Source organism: Moraxella tetraodonis, from assembly GCF_022359095.1.
Taxonomy (GTDB): Bacteria; Pseudomonadota; Gammaproteobacteria; order Pseudomonadales; family Moraxellaceae; genus Faucicola; species Faucicola tetraodonis.
Genome location: NZ_JACSYB010000001.1, coordinates 1,550,850 through 1,569,366 on the forward strand (window position 1 = coordinate 1,550,850; position 18,517 = coordinate 1,569,366).

Consider the following 18,517-nt stretch of genomic DNA (forward strand, 5'->3'; position numbering starts at 1 on the left):
TGACCTACCTTTTTTTGGATTGTAGGAAAAAATTATGTCATTACAACAGATTATTGAAGATGCGTTTGAAAACCGTGCCAACCTCAACCCCAATGATGCCACCGACGATGTGCGTGCCGCCGTCAATGATGTGCTCGCCCAGCTCGATGCGGGTACCTTGCGCGTGGCAGAAAAAAAAGACGGTGAATGGATCGTCAACCAATGGGTCAAAAAAGCAGTATTATTATCTTTTCGTCTGAACGACAACCGCATCATGAATGGTGGTCGTGACCTGCAATTCTTTGATAAAGTCGAAACCAAATTTTCCGATTGGGGCGATGAACAATTTGCCAAAGCGGGCGTGCGCGTGGTGCCACCTGCCATCGCGCGTAAAGGCTCATACATTGCCAAAGGCGCTATCTTGATGCCATCTTACGTCAATATCGGTGCCTATGTCGATGAAGGCACAATGGTCGATACGTGGGCAACAGTGGGGTCATGCGCCCAAATCGGTAAAAACGTGCATCTATCAGGTGGTGTCGGCATTGGCGGCGTCCTTGAACCGCTACAAGCCAATCCAACTATTATTGAAGACAACTGCTTTATCGGTGCGCGCTCAGAAATCGTTGAAGGTGTGATTGTTGAGGAAGGCTCGGTGATTTCGATGGGCGTGTATATCGGTCAATCAACCAAAATCCTAGACCGCGAAACAGGCGAAATCAGTTACGGCCGTATTCCTGCAGGGTCAGTGGTCGTGTCGGGCAGTTTGCCAAGCAAAGATGGCTCGCATAGCTTGTACTGTGCGGTAATCGTGAAAAAAGTAGACGCGCAAACCCGCTCTAAAACGTCAATCAACGATTTGCTCAGAATGGACTAGATTTTTAGTCAAGATAACCGTAAATTATTTAAAGCAAATCAGCCATGGTTTGCTTTTTTTACAGCGCTCATTTTTATAGCCTTTATTAAAGGAAACAGTATGTCGTCACAACAAAACACCCCGTATGAAAACGGCATTGCGGTACGCAAACAAGTCATGGGCGAAGCGCATGTGGAGCGTGCCTTGTCACAAGTCACCGAATTTACTGCCCCACTACAAGACTGGATTAATGAACACGCGTGGGGCTCAACATGGCAACGCGACGACACTGATGGAAAAGGAATAGACCGCAAAACCCGCTCGCTAATCACGCTCGCCTTTTTAATCGCGCAAAAATCCCCAACAGAAATAAAAGGGCATATTCGCGGGGCGATTAATAACGGCGCAAGTGTAGCAGAAATTCAAGAAGTGCTACTACATAGCCTACCTTACTGCGGTGCACCAGCGGCACAAGAAGCGTTTCGGGCAGCCGTTGAAGTTTTGGGCGATATGAAACTGCTTTAACCGGTTAATCCAAAAGATTTATTGGCATAAATTTGATAAAATAGCCACTCATTGTCATTAGCTAAATCAACTCTATGCCAAACCAAACCAAATCATTACGCAACATCCATATCCCTACCACTGACCCCGAAGCAGGACTTAAAGTCACTGAGATTTTTTACTCGCTGCAAGGTGAAGCCTTGACCGCAGGATTGCCGACGATTTTTATTCGATTGACGGGCTGCCCGCTGCGCTGCGTGTATTGTGATACCGAATATGCCTTTGTCGGCGGCGAGCGCATGAGTTTGGCGGGGATTTTGGCAGTGTGTCAGAGTTTTCCGTGCCAGCGTATTTGTTTGACAGGTGGCGAACCTTTAGCCCAGCCCAATGCAATCGCTTTGATGAACTTGCTACTGGCGCATGGCTACGAAATTTCGCTTGAAACTTCGGGCGCGCTGTCCGTGGCAGAGGTGCCAACGGCGGTATCTAAGGTCATGGATATCAAAACCCCAAGCTCTCAAGAAGCCGATAAAAATCTGTGGCAAAACCTTCCCTACTTAACTGCCCATGACCAAATCAAATTTGTCATTATGAATCGCGACGATTATGACTGGTCAAAACAAATCCTCGCAGACTACCAACTGGATAAAAAAGTCGCAACGGTATGGTTTTCTCCGATGTTTAATGTGGAAGAACGTCAAGCCAATGTACCTACCCTTGCCACTGAATTGGCAGAATGGATACTTGCCGATGCGCTGCCAGTGCGTTTTCAACTGCAACTGCATAAAATCATTTGGGCAGATGCCAAAGGCAAATAGCCGCTGTTAAATAACCACTGCCAAATAGCCACTATCAAATCGTTAGAACACAACTTAGGGAAATATCAAGCCAATGGGAAAAATGATTGTTTGGGGGCTGATTGCGTCGGCTTTTTTTAGCACGTCGTTTGTACTATATCAATTGATGAGTGTACAAGGCGGACATTGGTTTTGGTCAGCAAGTTTTCGCTGTTTTTTTATGTGGCTGTTGTTATCGGTTTTTATTTTGCTACAAAACAAACTCAATCCATCCAAGCTATTAGCGCTATGTAAACTATTTGCCAGTCATTGGCAGTTTTGGTGTGTGACCGGTGGCATTGGGCTTGGCACGTATGGACTGCTGGCGTTTGCGGCGGATTATGCGCAAGGATGGGTGATTGCCGCGACCTATTTATTTACTGTGGTGGCAAGCTTGGTAGTGCTGAGTTTTTTTGGCCAATCATTTCAAAAAAAAGTCATTGTCTATTCGGTAATTGTATTTATCGGTGTGGTACTTGCCAATGTGGGTGAAGGGTTAAGGCATAGCACGAGCCAAGGCACTGATTGGCATGCTTTGTTGCTATTTGGTGCGCTGCCTGCCTTTATTGCCAGTTTTTGTTTTCCCTTAGGTAATCAGTTGATTTGGCAAGCAGCACAACCCAAAGGGGGCACCACCCATCCTACCCATGAAATGAGCAAGGCAGCGAACAATGAAGCGCGCAAAGTAACGAGCGAATTGGCAACGAGCAAATTGCTACAAAAAGTACCGCAAGTCACTTCCCCACTGCTATCAAATCCACTGCATAAAGTCTGGCTGATGTCGCTAGGGTCATTGCCAATGTGGTTGGTATTAGGCTTTCTGGTACAACCGCCCGCGCCCAGTGTCTCACAAATGACCATTAGTTTTTTGGTTGCCTTGATGGCAGGTGTGCTCGGTACGACCACTTTTTTACATGCCCGTAGTCTTGCCAAACAGCCACAACAACTGGCCGCCGTCGATGCCACACAAGGCAGTGAAATTATTTTTGCGTTGTTAGGCGGTATGTTGCTGCTGCACACGCCCATGCCATCAGGCTTAAGTTTTGTGGGGATTGCGTTGGTGATTATTGGGCTTGTGCTGTTTGCCAAGCAACGCTAGCGGTAGTCCACGTTGTGATAGTTTGCTATAATGCAGGCACTTTTACGTTAACCCTTTATTTAACCGATTAGGATTATTTGATGAATACTTTGACCGCTCTTTCACCTATTGATGGTCGCTATGCCAGTAAAGTGGATAGTTTACGTCCTTACCTGTCAGAATTTGGCTTGATTCATGCCCGTGTGACGGTGGAAGTGCGCTGGTTGCAGACCCTTGCCAATCATGCAGATATTCATGAAATTCAGCCTTTTTCGGCAGCGACCAATGAGCGCTTGGACGCGATTGTAGCCAATTTTAGCGAAGCAGACGCGATGCGTATCAAAGACATCGAACGCACCACCAACCATGATGTCAAAGCCGTTGAATACTTTTTAAAAGAAAAAATTGCCGATATCGATGCGCTAAAAGACGCGGGTGAATTTATCCATTTTGCCTGTACCTCTGAAGACATCAATAACTTATCACACGCGTTGATGCTGAAATCCGGTCGCGACGTACTGGCGCAATCGATGCAAAAAATCATTGATGAGATTGCCGCGCTCGCAGAAATCCATGCCGACCAACCCATGCTTTCGCGCACGCATGGGCAAACCGCGAGCCCAACGACTTTGGGTAAAGAAATGGCAAACGTGGCATACCGTCTGCATCGCCAGCTCAAGCAATTTAACAACGTAGAATTGCTAGGTAAAATCAATGGTGCGGTGGGCAACTACAACGCGCACCTGTCAGCTTACCCACAAATTGACTGGGCAAAAAATGCCGAAAACTTTGTCACCAGCCTTGGGTTGACCTTTAATCCGTATACCACCCAAATTGAGCCACACGACTATATCGCCGAATTGTTTGACGCGCTGCGCCGTTACAATACCATTTTGATTGATTTTAACCGTGATGTATGGACGTATATCTCCTTGGGTTATTTCAAACAAAAACTCAAAGATGGCGAAGTGGGCTCATCCACCATGCCACACAAAGTCAACCCAATTGACTTTGAAAACTCAGAAGGTAATCTAGGTATTGCCAATGCCGTGTTGGCACATTTGGGTGAAAAACTGCCGATTTCTCGTATGCAGCGCGACTTGACCGACTCAACGGTCCTTCGCAATATGGGGGTAGGTTTTGCTCAAAGTTTGATTGCCTTTGACGCCTGCTTAAAAGGTATTGGCAAATTAGAGCTTAACGCTAGTCGTCTCAATGAAGACCTAGAACTTGCACAAGAAGTGTTGGCGGAGCCAATCCAAACCGTGATGCGTCGCTACAATGTTGAAAAACCTTATGAGAAACTAAAAGCCTTGACCCGCGGTCAAGCCATGACTCGTGAGATGATGGTCAACTTTGTCAATGGCGATGAGCTGTCAGCGGTGCCAGAAACTGAGCGTCAACGTTTGGCTGATTTGACCCCTGCCACTTATACAGGTAATGCAGCACAGCAAGCCAAAAACTTGAAAAATTTATTAAAATAAGACTTTTTCGCTCATCAAAAATCAAAAAGGACGCCTAAGCGTCCTTTTTTTACGTGACTTTTTTTTAAATCGAGTTTTTTACAGAATTTTTTTTAGGTGAGTTTGTTGATTAAACTTTGGGTTATTTTTTGGCATAGCCTTGTTGGTTAAGATAAGGCAGCACCTCGGGACGTACGGGTTTATCCAAATAACTTTCAATGGTTTGCACCCAATCCGACCCTGCTTGACCACGCGCCGCATAATAATCTGCAACGGTTTGGTTATACTGGTCTAATGCGGATTTGTCAGCGGGTTCATATTGGTTGGTGGAAACTACCAAGGCCTTTGGCAAACGTGGACGCATGGCAGGGTTTTGGTCAGGATAACCCAATGCCATGCCAAATAGCGGCACCACGCCTTGTGGCAGTTTGAGTATGTCGCCCATCCGTCTGATGTCATTGCGGACGCTGCCCAAATACACACCACCCAATCCAATGCTCTCAGCCGCTAGCAGCAGATTTTGCGCCATAATGGCTGCATCAACCGCCCCAACAATGGTGACTTCAGTCCAATCAATTTGCGCGTTGGGTACAAGGGTTTGGTGGCGGTGGTTGTCCATACAAAAAATTAGTAGCTCGGCACAGTGCTCCACATAGGGATGACCGTATTTTTCCCCGTCTTTGGCTTGCTGGGCATCGGCGCAAATACGGCGGATGTCATAGCGCTGCTTTGCATCTGTCACCCGAATGATGCTCGCCGACTGCAGAAATCCCGATGATGAGCCTGCCATCCCCGCTTCGATAAGCTGCTCAAACGTTGCTGCATCTATTGGCTGATTGGTGAATTTGCGAATCGAGCGATGATTGAGTATCGTCTCTAGGGTGGGTTTACTGTTACTATGCTCACTATGCGTTGTCATGATTTTCCTTGTTATAGTTTGCCTTGTTATGGTTTGTCTTGTTATAGGTTGGGTTATGTTTTGATATTAGGCTTAGGGTTGGTATTTTTGAATCAGTTTTTGGGCTTGCACAATCACTGGGGTATCGACCATCTGTCCATCCATGGCAAATGCCGCAAGCCCTGTCTGCGCATAATGGTCCACCACTTTTTTGGCAAAGGCAAGCTGTGCTTGGCTGGGTCTAGCCAGTGCATTGACAATGGCGACTTGGTTTGGATGAATACACAGCATCCCTGAAAAACCCAAATCGCGCCACCCATTGACCCGCTGAGTCAAACCCTCATCGTCATTAAAAGGCGGATATACGCATTCAATCGGTGGGGTGAGCGCATTGATAGCACTATGCAAGCTTAGCTGATAACGGATTTGGTTGGCAACCATCTGCCCTGCCTCGCTGTCTGCGCGCACGCCCAATTTTTCACAGATATCCAAAAAACCAAAACTGAGCGCAGTCAATCCTGCCGCAGCGGCGATGTCGGGTATATTTGCCATGCCTTTAGGTGTCTCAATCAAGGCAATCATGGGTTTGGAGAGCGCATGACGGACGCGGTCAATCTCTATAGCGTGCTCGACTTTGGGTAGCACTACCCCAATCACGTTGTTCATTGCAGATGCTGGCAAAGATTTGAGCAAATCAATATCGCCTGCTTGGTGGTTGCTACTTGCGGCATTGATACGCACCCAAACAGGCTGGGCATCAGCGCCGCTTAGATAATTGACCACATTGTCACGCGACTCCATTTTGACACTATCACTGACCGCGTCTTCTAAGTCAATTATCACCGTATCTGCGCCACGGGCAAAGGCTTTTTCCACCCGCTCAATATTGATGGCGGGTACAAACAAATAACTGGTTGCGCTCAATCCCTTGGGTTTTGCTACATTGTTTTCGCTCATGTGACATCCTTTTTCGTCAATTTTTGCTGACATATTTTTCTTTTTGGCAAATAACTTATGAAACAGCTTATCAAACAGCTTATCAAGCAACAACGCCCTACCCAAAGTAGCGCGTTTTTTAGCTTATTTTAAAACCGTCAATTTGGCTTTTTCACTGCGGCTAAACAGTAAATTTAACACGATGGCGACCACTGTCGCAGTACCGATACCGCCCAAATTAAATTGTCCAATATGCAAGCTAAAATCCCCAGCGCCCATAATGACGGTCACCGCAGCAATGATTAAATTAGCATTTTTGCTAAAATCAATGTGATTATCGAGCCAAATTTTGACCCCTGCTACCGTGATAAGTCCAAACACCACGATGGAAGCACCGCCCAATAATGGCGCTGGGATGGTATGGATAATCGCGCCAAATTTTGGTGACAGACCCAGTAGCACAGCAATCAAGCCTGCCACCACAAAAACCGTGGTCGAATACACTTTGGTCACTGCCATCACGCCGATATTTTCCGCGTAGGTTGTCACGCCCGTACCGCCCATGCTCGATGACATCGCCGTGCATAGACCATCAGCGAAAAAAGCCCGTCCCATATAGGGCGATACCGCTTGTCCTGTCATGGCTTCTACCGCTTTGATATGGCCTAAATTTTCGGCGATTAAAATAAAGGCAACCGGGGCAATCAAAATCATTGCGTTGATATCAAATGTCGGATGATAAAAATTGGGTAATCCAACCCAAGCTGCTTGGGCAACTGGGGTAAAATCAATCGGCTTGCCATACCCAAGCACATTGGTGAGCACAAAATATGCTATATACGCCAATACCAAACCAATCAGTAGCAACAAACGACGTAGCATACCGCGGCTAAACACAGCGACCGCACTAATACACAGCACCGTCATCAACGCAACCCAACTATCAAACTGGTTGCCCGACACGCCTTTGATAGTCACTGGCGCCAAATTTAGCCCGATAATCATCACAATCGCACCGGTTACCACAGGCGGCATGAGTTTCTCAATCCAGCCAACCCCTGTTTTCATCACCAGTAATCCGACCATGCCATAAAAAATACCACAGACAAAAATACCACCGAGCGCCACGGATAAATTACCGTTAAAGCCTGAACCTGTATAAGCCGTCGCGGTAATCACGGGCGCGATAAACGCAAAACTTGACCCTAAATAACTGGGTACTCGCCCACCCGTCAAAAAGAAAAACAGCACCGTACTGAGCCCCGCCATCAAAATCGCAAGGTTGGCATCAAATCCCATCAATAGCGGCGCAAGCACAGTTGCCCCAAACATCGCAAACGCATGTTGCAGCCCAAGTAACAGACTTTTATCAGCAGGTAAATACTCATGAATACGCACAGGATGATGATCTAAATGCCCATCGTAAGGCTGCCATTTTGGGAACCAGCCGCTATCATTGCCGGTATTTTGATGGGTGGGTTGTCTTTGCGAATTTGCCATAATTTTGCTCTCATCTGTCAACTGCGCGAATTTTACACGTTATTTTTGTTTTGTCAAAAAACCCTGCGCTTTGAGCCAATCTTCTGCAGCAGCGACATACGGTTGACTGTAGTAATCGGCAAATTTTTGACGGTATGGCTTACGCTCACGCGCTTCATTAAAGGCCAAAATGGTTTGCTCATAATCGGCGAGCATTTGTGGTAACGCGTCAACTTGATACTGATTGTCAAAATACACCGCAGATTTTGGTAAACGCGGTTTTAGGCGCATTTCCACGCTAGGTTTACCAATACATAAGCCGAAAATTGGATAGGTATATTTTGGTAGCTGAAGCAGTTCGATTAAGTCATTGGCAATCATACGCAAACCGCCAATCGGACAGGTGGCATAACCCAAACTCTCTGCCGCCACTGTGGCATTTTGCGCCGCCAATGCCGTATCGGTAGCGAGGGTAATCAATGTATCACTATCCTTAAAACCCTCAAAGCTGCCATCATACGCTTCACTGCTCAAATAGGAGCGATAACCATCCATCACAAATACCAAAAACACACTACATTGGGCTATCTGTGGGTTACGCGGTTGCAAATCGACGATTTTTTGACGTAACGCCTTATCACTGATGTTGATAATGCTGTAGTGCTGTCCGTTTTGCCAACTGGGCGCTTGCTGGGCGCATTTGATGATGTCGTTTAATTGCGAATCTGGCACAGTGGCGCTACTGTCAAATTCTCGATACACCCGATGATTTTGTAAAAGTTCAATGGTTTGATTACTCACAGTTTGATTATTCATGATTGCCCCGTTAAAAGTGATTTAAACATGATTTAATGATTGTTGATACGGTCGCCAAAGTAGCGCCACCCCAATAAGCAAAACGATGGCAGAGACGGGTAACAACGCAAGCCAAATATTTTTGCCTGTTGCAACTAGCGCAGTTAGCGGTCCGATAAGCTGCCCAAATGCAAAACTTGCGGTCATCAGCGCACTTAAGTTGTATTTAGGGTAGTGCGTGACTTGGCTTGCCGCCACTTGCAGCCCTGCCATCGTCACCACCATAAAGGTGCCGCCCACCATCAGCGCTGACAACATCAAACCTGTCAACGATTGCCAAAGCGCAGGCAATAATGTACCAACCGCCATGATAATTTGTGACACTCGCCAAACGCCGAGCAAAGAAAAGTTGTTATAACGGCGTTGTAACCCCTGCGACAACACCACCGACAAAGCCGCCGCCAACCCAAAAAATGGCCAAATCAGCAAATAACTTTGCCCCGATAACCATTGCTTGGCGATTTGTGGCAAAAAAGTCGCAGGTAAAATATAGCCAAACCCAAATAAGCCGTAGGCAGTTAATACATTCGCTAATTTTAGCTTGGCAGGTGTTATGCTAGCGGTAGGATTGGTATGGCTGGCTTTGGTATAAGCAGCTTTGCTAGGGTTGGTTTTGGCAGCGGCTATTGAGGCAGCGGCTGTTGAGGCAAACTGCGAGTTGATTTTCGCCAGCAGAAAGGTGACAAGCAGGGTGGCGAGCAGCGCAATCACGCCTAGATACTGCCATAATCGACTCGATAATGGACTGAATGATGACTGGGCCGCGATAGTCGCCGTCGCTGATTGAAAAATAAAATAGCTACAAATCAATCCTGTAAGGGTGATACCGATACCGACGCCCGTATAAATCAAACCACTGCTGGCTATCTGTCTTGATTTTAACCAATTGATTGCAAACGCACTGATAGATACCAGCACCCAAGCGCTTGCCACACCCGCCAAAAAGCGTAACACCAGTAACCAGTCAAAGCTGCTTAGCGAAGCCAGCCAAGTGGTGAGCGTCACTAAGGTAAGACCTAAGACGACAAAAAGCGGATGTCGCTTACTTTTAAGCAGTGACAGTGCCCCGACCAAATAGCCAATATAGTTGCTACTTGATAACCACGCCGTTTGCGCAAGATGCACCGTGCCTTCTTGTATCATCAAAGGCAAAATCGGTGTAAAGGCAAATCGTCCGATTCCCATTGCCACCGCAAGCGCGGTACTCGCTAGGATAAAGCAAAATATAATCTGTTGTCGGTCAGATTGTGACATTTTGCGTTACCCCTTGATTTTATTGACACGGCTTTCAGCGTTTAAGCTTGCATTTTAAAGATTATTGAGCATACTTTGCAAGGTTTCCTTCACATTTTTGGACGACATATTAGCTTGGCTTAATATCAAAGCCTGTTTAACCATTGACTTTTTGTCTGCTACCAAGGCATTCCAATTTGATAAACCTTGAATCAAACGCGACGCCAACAGTGGGTTACGTTTATCCAAATCTTGCATCATGCTCAAATACTGCTCAACGCCCTGCTGTGTCCAAATTTTGGTAGGCTGTGCAAGCAATCCGCCGAGCACTGCCCGCACACGATTTGGGGTATTGATGTCAAAGTCTTGGTGTGAGGTTAACGCAAAAATATCGGCAACGCTCGCCTGACTGTCATTGGCTTGGACACCAAACCATAAATCCATCACCAATGCATCATGATGAAAGCGTTGGTAAAAATCGGCAAGCCATTCGGCTTTTTGGGGCAAACCATGCGCCACCGCCGCATTTAACGCACCTAAACGCTCAGTCATACAAGACGCTTGTTGGTATTGGGTAATCGCCCAATGTTTGGCATCACTCACGCCTGCCAATAACGCCATATCCAGCACCACATTTCGCCACGCCCGCACGCCCATGGCTTCGGCTGTATCTTCATACGCGCTAATCGGCAGTTTGGCATACGCACTTTGCCAAATGTCTTTAAGCTCTACCGCCACGGCTTTTTTGACCGCTTGATGACGGGCACGAACTTGGCTAGGGTCATAGTCGGTCTGAATCGCACTGCCTAGTTCTCGCTCGCTTGGCATATCTAGTAACCGCGCCGCTAGCATGGGGTCGGTTTCTGATAGCGCTGGCAGACTGGCTTTTAATGCCGTGATATAGGCATCGGTATCGGCATTTTGCAATAAAATACGATTGACCAACAACTGTGCCGCTTGCCAACGGTTAAAGCCATTGGTCTCATACTGCATCAAAAACGCCAAATCATCATTGCTATAATTAAAATTAAGCTGAACAGGGGCAGAAAAATCACGAAGCAATGACACCACAGGGTCAAAATCCGCCTTAGCAAATAACCCATCAAATTCAAAGCTCTGGCTATCATCTTTTAACAATACCAAGTCTTCTTTCGCCAACTCACCCGTAGCACGGTTAAAAATCGCCATCTTAACAGGAATCGGCAAGGCTTTTGGTGCAGGATAGCCTGCCACTTGGCGCGTTTGTTGGCTTAACGATAGCGCCAGACGGTTATTTTCCACAGTAAAATACCCTGATAACGTGGGCGTGCCTGGCTGGGTGTACCAATCAATAAATGTTTCAATACTTGGGTCTGCAACGCTCAGTGCAGATAACAAGTCTTCAACCGTGACTGCTTGCCCGTCATAACGGCGAAAATATTCGTCCGTGCCTTGGCGGAATTTGTCTTTGCCAAGCGTATTGGCAATCATGCGCACGATTTCTGCGCCTTTCTCGTACACTGTGGCGGTGTAGAAATTATTAATCTCGACAAAATGGTCAGGGCGTGGCGGGTGCGCCAATGGGCTGGCATCTTCAGGAAACTGCGCCGCTCGCAATGTTGCCACATCATCAATCCGCTGTACCGCAGGGGAATGCAGACTTTCGGAAAAAGACTGGTCACGAAATACGGTAAAGCCTTCTTTTAGGCACAGCTGAAACCAGTCACGGCAGGTGATACGGTTGCCCGTCCAGTTATGGAAGTATTCATGGGCAATCACCGCTTTGACATTAAAGTTACGGCGATCGGTGGTGGTCTCTGGGCTAGATAGTACGCAAGCGGTGTTAAAGATATTTAATCCCTTGTTTTCCATCGCGCCCATATTAAACTGGCTAACCGCCACAATCATATAGCGGTCAAGGTCATACGCCCGTCCGTAGTTGTCTTCGTCCCATTTCATTGAGTCTTTTAACGCTTGCATGCCGACATGGCACTGCTCGATGTTCTCATGCTTGGCGTATAATTCAAGCAGCACCTCACGCCCTTCACTAGTGACATACTGATCGGTCAATACGTCCAAATCTGCCATCACGCAAGCGAATAGATAACTCGGTTTTTTAGTAGGGTCTTGCCACACCGCAAAATGACGGTCGCCCGCAAGCTCGCCTTGGTCGATTAAATTACCATTGGCAAGCAGCGTTGGGTAAGTTTTATCCGCTTCAATGCGTGTGGTGAAGGTGGCAAGCACATCGGGACGGTCTGGATAAAAGGTAATTTTACGAAACCCTTCTGGCTCACACTGGGTACAGAACATTTTGTCCGCCCCTTCCCCTGCTTGGTATAAGCCTTCAAGACTGGTATTGGTTTGCGGCACGATGGTGACAACGGTGGTAATCTGACAATTATCTGGCGCGTTAACAATCGTTAGGCTTTCTTGGTCTAGTTGGTAGTCGCTTTCGCTTAAAGTTTTGCCGTTTAAGGTAATTGATTCAAGTTGTAATTCTCGTCCAAAGAGTACCAAATCGCCTGCCGTGTTTCTTGTCATGTCAAGATTGGCGGTGACGGTTGCATGCTTTTTATCAGCGCCGTCAAACAACTCGATGTTAAGGTCAATGTGATTGACGCTAAAGACCGGCGGCGTGTAGTCTTTTAGGTAGATTTTTTGCGGTTGGTTACTATTTTTTAAACTGGGGTCTGGTGTGGGTATATTAGTGGGTACATCGGGCATTTCGGTGTTTAATAGCTGTGGGTTTTCGGTTTGGTTGGTTTCGGTGACGTTGGTCATATATTTCTTTAGCTCGCAATGTGTTGTTAAAAATTATTCTCATTCAATGTGGCTATTATGCCATAATTAATGACGTTTTTTGGTCACAATCCATAATGACTTTGTTATTACATTTGCATGCTATTTTTTTTATTTTTATCGGATAAAATTTCAACTCTTTTTGACTCGTTTGTGGGTGACATGATGGATAATTTTGTAGGTAATTTATTTGATTTAGATTGGAAATTGATGGTAGTTCACATGTTTCAAATGGTGATAGCGTTTGTGTTGGTATTACCTGTAGGCTACAATCGTGAGAATAGTCGACAAAACATTGGGCTGCGCACTTTTCCGCTTGTAAGCCTGGCAAGCTGTAGTTTTGCGCTGCTTGCGTTTGAAGTGCAAGGCGATGACCCCAGTGCAATGGGGCGCATCGTAAGCGGCGTGGTAACGGGAATTGGCTTTATCGGCGGTGGGGCAATTCTCAAAAAAGATGGCATGATTGAAGGGACGTCGACAGCGGCTGCGATTTGGTCAGCGGGCTGTGTGGGCGTGGCAGTGGCAATGGGACGGCTAGAGATTGCGGTATTGATTAGTGTGTTTATGGTAGGGATTTTTTATTTTGTTAGTCCGTTAAAACAAAAACTTAGCAAGGATAATGAGGATGTTTAATGTAAAAAGTTGGAAGATAGCTTAAACTTGCCCCAAGAAAAGCTGTTACTCTTCTTGGGGTAAACCGCTAGTTTAACACCCATCGTCCACTATCATTGCAACACAAACTCTCTTAGGCTTACCACTTTATCGCGCACTTTTGCCGCTTCCTCAAATTTTAAATCACGAGATAACGCTTTCATCTCTTTTTCTAGCCTTGCAATCTCTTTGGCAAGCAAATCAGGCGAACGCAAAATCGAAATATCCACATCCGGGAAGGCATTAGTAACTGCAATCGCTTGGTTATCATTCGGGGCTTCTGCCTCGCCTGTGTCGATTTTATCGGTAATCTGACGACGAGCGGACGTCGGTGTGATACCATGTTCTTCGTTATATGCCATCTGTTTGGCACGGCGACGCTCGGTTTCTTCAATCGCCTTTTGCATACTTGGGGTAATGCTGTCAGCGTACAAAATCGCCTTACCATTGACATGGCGCGCGGCACGACCGATGGTCTGAATGAGCGAACGCTCCGAGCGTAAAAAGCCTTCTTTATCCGCATCAAAAATCGCCACCAGACTCACCTCAGGCATATCCAAGCCCTCACGCAACAGGTTGATACCGACCAGCACATCATGCACACCTGTGCGCAGTTCGTGGATGATTTTCATCCGCTCCACCGTGTCGATATCCGAGTGCAAATAAGCGACTTTGATATTGTATTCTTTTAGATAACTGGTCAAATCTTCTGCCATGCGTTTGGTGAGCGTGGTAATCAGCACTCGCTCATCTTTGGCTTTACGAATGTTGATTTCTGATAGCACATCATCAACTTGGGTCAAGACAGGGCGAATCTCAAGCTGTGGATCAACTAGACCGGTCGGACGTACCACTTGCTCAACGACCTGTTCGCTGTGCTCAAGCTCGTATTGGGCAGGGGTCGCCGACACAAAAATGGTCGCAGGGGTAATACGCTCCCATTCTTCAAACATCAGCGGGCGGTTATCCATCGCAGATGGCAGGCGAAAGCCGTAATTGACCAAGGTTTCTTTACGACTTCTATCGCCTTTATACATCGCGCCGACTTGTGGCACGGTTACATGGCTTTCATCAATAAATAACAAGGCATCGGGCGGAATATAGTCAAATAACGTCGGCGGTGCTTCACCCGCAGGACGTCCCGATAAGTGGCGCGAATAGTTCTCAATGCCGTTACAGTAGCCAAGCTGTTGAATCATTTCCAAATCATAAGTAGTGCGTTCTTTGATACGCTGCGCTTCAATCAGTTTGTCATGCGCTCGAAAATACTCAAGGCGTTGTTCAAGCTCGGCTTTGATAGTGCCACTTGCTCTTTCTAGCTTGTCTCGTGGGGTGACGTAGTGTGATTTTGGATAGATGGTAATGCGTGGCACACTGCGCACGTTCTTGCCTGTCAACGGGTCAAACCAAGTGATTTTTTCTACTTCATCATCAAACATACTGATACGCACCGCAAGCTGTTCAGACTCAGCTGGGTAAATATCTAGCACTTCGCCACGCAAGCGGTAAGTACCTCGCCCAAAGTCAAGCTCGTTACGCGTATATTGCAGCTCCACCAAGCGTTTGAGCATGGCAGTGCGGTCGATTTTGTCACCCACCACGATATGGAGGAGCATTTTTAGGTAGCTTTCTGGGTCACCCAAACCATAGATACAAGACACCGATGCAATGATAATGGCGTCACGACGTTCGAGTAGCGCACGCGTGGCGGACAGTCGCATTTGGTCGATATGGTCGTTAATGGCGCTGTCTTTTTCGATAAAGGTATCGCTAGCAGGTACATACGCTTCAGGCTGATAATAGTCGTAATAACTGACAAAATACTCCACAGCATTGTGGGGAAAGAACGCCTTAAACTCGCCATATAGCTGGGCAGCAAGGGTTTTATTATGTGCCATGATAATGGTAGGACGCTGGCATTGGGCAATCACTTTTGCCATGGTGTAGGTTTTACCTGAGCCTGTCACCCCTAAGAGCAACTGACCGTGCATGCCTTTGTCGACACCGTCAACCAATTTGGCAATCGCTTGCGGTTGGTCGCCTGATGGTTCAAATTCGGTCACCATCTCAAAAGGTTTACTTGAGATTTGGGTGCCACTGGCATTGACACCTGTGATTTGGGCATCATCTTGGATTTGGCGGGCTAGTTGGCTAAGTTCACGTTCGGAGCGGGAAGATTGAGGTGGTCGCATTTTATTGTCTTTATAGTAGTCACAGATGGGTAAATAATGGGGTTGATGGGTGAGAAGTTAAAGCAAAATAACGCGAAATATTGTATCAGTGATTGGGTTTATCAAAAAAGACCACCCATTAACAAACCAGCCCTCATCAAATTTGTTAAAATTCCCCCATTAGCCTATTGCAGTTAGGCATTTAAAAGCATTAGGTTAATTTGGCAAAATCCCTTATAATATCCCCTGACTTTTTCACTTTAGCGGCAGTGACTTGTATGAGTCATTATGCTATTAGTCATATTAATCATTTTTTCGTTAATCATTTTGCAAACTTGCTCGTGCTGTATCGCAGTCCGTGACTTTCTATTTTTGCTTTGTTCTCGTTTTAAAAATGTAAAATAGAGATAGGTTTGCAAAGCGATTAATTTTCTATCACCCTTGATGTAATGAGAAAATTAAATGCGTGAATATCAACTATTTACCTCTGAATCTGTCAGTGAAGGTCACCCAGACAAACTCGCTGACCAAATCTCTGATGCTATCCTTGACGCCATCCTTGAGCAAGACATCCATGCGCGTGTGGCATGCGAAACCTTGACCAAAACAGGCGGTGTGGTGCTGGCGGGCGAAATCTCTACCACCGCCAATGTTGATTTTGAAAAAATCGTGCGTGATACCGTCCTGCGCGTTGGCTACAACAGCTCAGAATTGGGCTTTGATGGCGCAACCTGTGCGGTTATCAATATGCTTGGCAAACAATCTCCCGAAATCGCCCAAGGCGTTGACCGCTCGCGCCCTGAAGAGCAAGGTGCCGGTGACCAAGGCTTGATGTTTGGTTATGCCACTCATGAGACGGATGTGTTGATGCCTGCCCCCATTCAGTTTTCCCATCGTTTGATGGAAAAGCAAGCGCAATTGCGTAAAGACGGCACATTAGCGTGGCTGCGTCCCGATGCCAAAGCGCAAGTCACGGTACGCTATGATGGCGATAAACCTGCGTTTATTGATGCGCTGGTACTATCAACCCAACACGATCCAAGTATCTCGCAAAAAGACTTGCATGAAGCGGTGATGGAAGAAATCATCAAGCCTGTCATCCCAGCTGCCATGCTGCACAAGGACACGAAGTATCATATCAACCCAACAGGGTTATTTGTGATTGGTGGTCCTGTGGGGGATGCGGGTTTGACGGGTCGTAAAATCATCGTAGACACGTATGGCGGCATGGCGCGTCACGGCGGCGGTGCGTTCTCAGGTAAAGATCCGTCAAAAGTTGACCGCAGTGCAGCCTATGCAGGGCGGTATGTTGCCAAAAATATCGTAGCGGCAGGACTGGCGGAACGCTGTGAAATTCAAGTAAGTTATGCCATTGGGGTGGCAGAGCCAACCTCTATCTCTGTCAACACGTTTGGCACGGGCAAAATCAGCGATGACAAGATTGTCGATTTTATTCGCCAGCATTTTGATTTACGTCCGTATGGTATCACGCGTATGCTTAACCTACTCCAGCCCATGTATGAGCAAACAGCGAGCTATGGTCACTTTGGTCGCCAAGGCACTGAAACCGCTTTTACTTGGGAGCGTACCGACCGCGCGGCACTACTTAAAGCAGACGCGGGTTTATAATTTTATTGACGAAATACAAGATTTGTAGGGTGCGTTTTACGCACCTTTTTAACGTTTAATTGATGGTAGAAAATTGTAGAGAAAAATTATGAGCGAAAACACCAACCAAATCACCGAAGAAATGAATGCGTTTTATGAGCGCGCTGATGAGTTTATCCAGCTTGCCAATACCCTTCGCACCGATGATATACACGCAGGTAAAATCAATGCCTCCATGCTGTATGCGGTCGCGCGTTTTAGCGCATGGACAGCGGCAACGGGATTCGTCAAAGGCAGTGACTACGCCAAAGAAAAACAAGATATTATCGAACATTTCACCAAGAATTTTGAGCGTATGCTGTCGGATAATATCGATGACTATGCCGAAAACTTCCAAAAATATATGCAAATCGGCAATTAATTGCAGTCCAACAACACGAGCATTTCATTAAAAAAGCGTATTGAATCGTCATACGCTTTTTTTATTGCAGTGCTTATCATCTAAACCCGCAATTATTTGAACAATTAATTATTTAAACCATCGATAAAACAACCAACCTATTATCAGGATGACCAAGATAATCACACTCACGCGTTTCACCCATCTTGGCAATAACGGTAGGGTGATATTCTCTTGTTTAAGATGATTATCTAATCCTTGTGTCAATGTGCTAAAGCCTTGCTCTTTAGTCTCTACTGATGACGCAGGATGAGCAGTAGGCGGCGTTTGACTGTTTGCCGCTAATGCTTGGTTTTCATACGCATCTATTTGTTGTTTTGCCTCATCTAAGCTAATCCCCTGCTCTTGTGCGTGGGTTTTGATGGCGATGACGTAGTTTTTTTTATCGACCAGTTGCTTAATATGACTCGGTAACGTTGATTGTGCCATAAGTAATTCCTCAAATTTTAACCTGTATATCATGCCTAGTTTGTTCAACTTATTTTAGAAGAATGTAGCAACAGGCGCCTGTTTATTGTAAATAAATGTAAATAAATGCTTCATACTTTGAGCAAAATATTCATGTTTTAAAAGTTAGAGCGACCAATTATGTAAAAATAGAAGTTTACTATTTATTTTTCGCATACTGTTATTTTTACTTAACTTAATTTTTAAAAATGGCGTACTGACGGTTAGTTTTTTTGTGCGTATACTTATGGATATACTAAGGCAAAGCAGCAAATAACCTGT

16 protein-coding genes are annotated in these 18,517 nt (G+C 46.1%); 8 read left to right on the plus strand and 8 right to left on the minus strand.

The window, feature by feature from the left end:
- Nucleotides 1–34 precede the first annotated feature (34 nt).
- The 5 genes from dapD (at nucleotide 35) to purB (ending at nucleotide 4,737) form a co-directional block, all read left to right on the plus strand.
- Nucleotides 35–856, plus strand: coding sequence for a 2,3,4,5-tetrahydropyridine-2,6-dicarboxylate N-succinyltransferase (dapD, locus tag H9W84_RS06845; RefSeq protein WP_239742628.1), 822 nt, complete (start codon nucleotides 35–37; stop codon nucleotides 854–856).
- 99 nt (nucleotides 857–955) lie between these two features.
- Entirely contained in the window at nucleotides 956–1,360 is a 405-nt protein-coding gene (locus H9W84_RS06850) for a carboxymuconolactone decarboxylase family protein (protein ID WP_239742630.1), read from the plus strand.
- 74 nt (nucleotides 1,361–1,434) lie between these two features.
- A complete protein-coding gene (gene queE, locus H9W84_RS06855; RefSeq protein WP_239742632.1) occupies nucleotides 1,435–2,157 on the plus strand; it encodes a 7-carboxy-7-deazaguanine synthase QueE in 723 nt (240 codons plus the stop codon).
- 73 nt (nucleotides 2,158–2,230) lie between these two features.
- The gene (locus H9W84_RS06860) at nucleotides 2,231–3,274 is read left to right on the plus strand and encodes a multidrug resistance efflux transporter family protein (RefSeq protein ID WP_239742635.1); all 1,044 of its coding nucleotides are present in this window, start codon (nucleotides 2,231–2,233) and stop codon (nucleotides 3,272–3,274) included.
- 80 nt (nucleotides 3,275–3,354) lie between these two features.
- Nucleotides 3,355–4,737 (plus strand): adenylosuccinate lyase, encoded by a 1,383-nt coding sequence (gene purB / locus H9W84_RS06865; RefSeq protein ID WP_239742637.1) that lies wholly within the window; start codon nucleotides 3,355–3,357, stop codon nucleotides 4,735–4,737.
- A gap of 121 nt (nucleotides 4,738–4,858) precedes the next feature.
- Here the strand turns inward: purB and nfsA are convergent, their stop codons facing one another.
- The 6 genes from nfsA to pepN all read right to left on the minus strand — a co-directional run bounded on the left by nfsA (nucleotide 4,859) and on the right by pepN (nucleotide 12,823).
- The gene (gene nfsA, locus H9W84_RS06870) at nucleotides 4,859–5,635 is read right to left on the minus strand and encodes an oxygen-insensitive NADPH nitroreductase (protein ID WP_239742638.1); all 777 of its coding nucleotides are present in this window, start codon (nucleotides 5,633–5,635) and stop codon (nucleotides 4,859–4,861) included.
- A 72-nt stretch (nucleotides 5,636–5,707) separates the two neighbouring features.
- On the minus strand, nucleotides 5,708–6,571 hold the full coding sequence (locus H9W84_RS06875; protein ID WP_239742639.1) for an HpcH/HpaI aldolase/citrate lyase family protein: 864 nt from the start codon (nucleotides 6,569–6,571) through the stop codon (nucleotides 5,708–5,710).
- Nucleotides 6,572–6,694: 123 nt separating this feature from the next.
- Nucleotides 6,695–8,050: a solute carrier family 23 protein gene (locus tag H9W84_RS06880; protein WP_239742641.1), complete on the minus strand. Its 1,356-nt coding sequence runs from the start codon at nucleotides 8,048–8,050 to the stop codon at nucleotides 6,695–6,697.
- Between the two features lie 39 nt (nucleotides 8,051–8,089).
- Nucleotides 8,090–8,845: a nitroreductase family protein gene (locus H9W84_RS06885; protein WP_239742643.1), complete on the minus strand. Its 756-nt coding sequence runs from the start codon at nucleotides 8,843–8,845 to the stop codon at nucleotides 8,090–8,092.
- Nucleotides 8,846–8,866: 21 nt separating this feature from the next.
- Complete coding sequence (locus tag H9W84_RS06890; protein ID WP_076774119.1) at nucleotides 8,867–10,138, minus strand: YbfB/YjiJ family MFS transporter; 1,272 nt, start codon at nucleotides 10,136–10,138, stop codon at nucleotides 8,867–8,869.
- 54 nt (nucleotides 10,139–10,192) lie between these two features.
- Entirely contained in the window at nucleotides 10,193–12,823 is a 2,631-nt protein-coding gene (gene pepN / locus H9W84_RS06895) for an aminopeptidase N (protein ID WP_239743709.1), read from the minus strand.
- A 240-nt stretch (nucleotides 12,824–13,063) separates the two neighbouring features.
- On the opposite strand from pepN, the gene H9W84_RS06900 reads away from it, so the two are divergent.
- Nucleotides 13,064–13,531, plus strand: coding sequence for an MgtC/SapB family protein (locus H9W84_RS06900; protein WP_040403369.1), 468 nt, complete (start codon nucleotides 13,064–13,066; stop codon nucleotides 13,529–13,531).
- 92 nt (nucleotides 13,532–13,623) lie between these two features.
- On the opposite strand, the gene uvrB is transcribed toward H9W84_RS06900, so the two are convergent.
- Nucleotides 13,624–15,741, minus strand: a complete 2,118-nt coding sequence (gene uvrB, locus H9W84_RS06905; protein WP_239742645.1) for an excinuclease ABC subunit UvrB — start codon at nucleotides 15,739–15,741, stop codon at nucleotides 13,624–13,626.
- Nucleotides 15,742–16,182: 441 nt separating this feature from the next.
- On the opposite strand from uvrB, the gene metK reads away from it, so the two are divergent.
- Nucleotides 16,183–17,349 (plus strand): methionine adenosyltransferase, encoded by a 1,167-nt coding sequence (gene metK, locus H9W84_RS06910; protein ID WP_095356014.1) that lies wholly within the window; start codon nucleotides 16,183–16,185, stop codon nucleotides 17,347–17,349.
- Between the two features lie 88 nt (nucleotides 17,350–17,437).
- Entirely contained in the window at nucleotides 17,438–17,749 is a 312-nt protein-coding gene (locus H9W84_RS06915; RefSeq protein ID WP_050325523.1) for a DUF3144 domain-containing protein, read from the plus strand.
- A gap of 108 nt (nucleotides 17,750–17,857) precedes the next feature.
- Here the strand turns inward: H9W84_RS06915 and H9W84_RS06920 are convergent, their stop codons facing one another.
- Complete coding sequence (locus H9W84_RS06920) at nucleotides 17,858–18,217, minus strand: hypothetical protein (RefSeq protein ID WP_239742647.1); 360 nt, start codon at nucleotides 18,215–18,217, stop codon at nucleotides 17,858–17,860.
- Between the last annotated feature and the right edge of the window lie 300 nt (nucleotides 18,218–18,517).

Coding starts and splice junctions, on each gene's coding strand:
- metK (WP_095356014.1), top strand. CDS start 16,183: ATGCGTGAATATCAACTATTTACCTCTGAATCTGTCAGTGAAGGTCAC.
- H9W84_RS06920 (WP_239742647.1), bottom strand. CDS start 18,217: ATGGCACAATCAACGTTACCGAGTCATATTAAGCAACTGGTCGATAAA.
- H9W84_RS06860 (WP_239742635.1), top strand. CDS start 2,231: ATGGGAAAAATGATTGTTTGGGGGCTGATTGCGTCGGCTTTTTTTAGC.
- H9W84_RS06875 (WP_239742639.1), bottom strand. CDS start 6,571: ATGAGCGAAAACAATGTAGCAAAACCCAAGGGATTGAGCGCAACCAGT.
- H9W84_RS06850 (WP_239742630.1), top strand. CDS start 956: ATGTCGTCACAACAAAACACCCCGTATGAAAACGGCATTGCGGTACGC.
- queE (WP_239742632.1), top strand. CDS start 1,435: ATGCCAAACCAAACCAAATCATTACGCAACATCCATATCCCTACCACT.
- nfsA (WP_239742638.1), bottom strand. CDS start 5,635: ATGACAACGCATAGTGAGCATAGTAACAGTAAACCCACCCTAGAGACG.
- pepN (WP_239743709.1), bottom strand. CDS start 12,823: ATGCCCGATGTACCCACTAATATACCCACACCAGACCCCAGTTTAAAA.
- uvrB (WP_239742645.1), bottom strand. CDS start 15,741: ATGCGACCACCTCAATCTTCCCGCTCCGAACGTGAACTTAGCCAACTA.
- H9W84_RS06885 (WP_239742643.1), bottom strand. CDS start 8,845: ATGAATAATCAAACTGTGAGTAATCAAACCATTGAACTTTTACAAAAT.
- H9W84_RS06890 (WP_076774119.1), bottom strand. CDS start 10,138: ATGTCACAATCTGACCGACAACAGATTATATTTTGCTTTATCCTAGCG.
- H9W84_RS06880 (WP_239742641.1), bottom strand. CDS start 8,050: ATGGCAAATTCGCAAAGACAACCCACCCATCAAAATACCGGCAATGAT.
- purB (WP_239742637.1), top strand. CDS start 3,355: ATGAATACTTTGACCGCTCTTTCACCTATTGATGGTCGCTATGCCAGT.
- dapD (WP_239742628.1), top strand. CDS start 35: ATGTCATTACAACAGATTATTGAAGATGCGTTTGAAAACCGTGCCAAC.
- H9W84_RS06900 (WP_040403369.1), top strand. CDS start 13,064: ATGGATAATTTTGTAGGTAATTTATTTGATTTAGATTGGAAATTGATG.
- H9W84_RS06915 (WP_050325523.1), top strand. CDS start 17,438: ATGAGCGAAAACACCAACCAAATCACCGAAGAAATGAATGCGTTTTAT.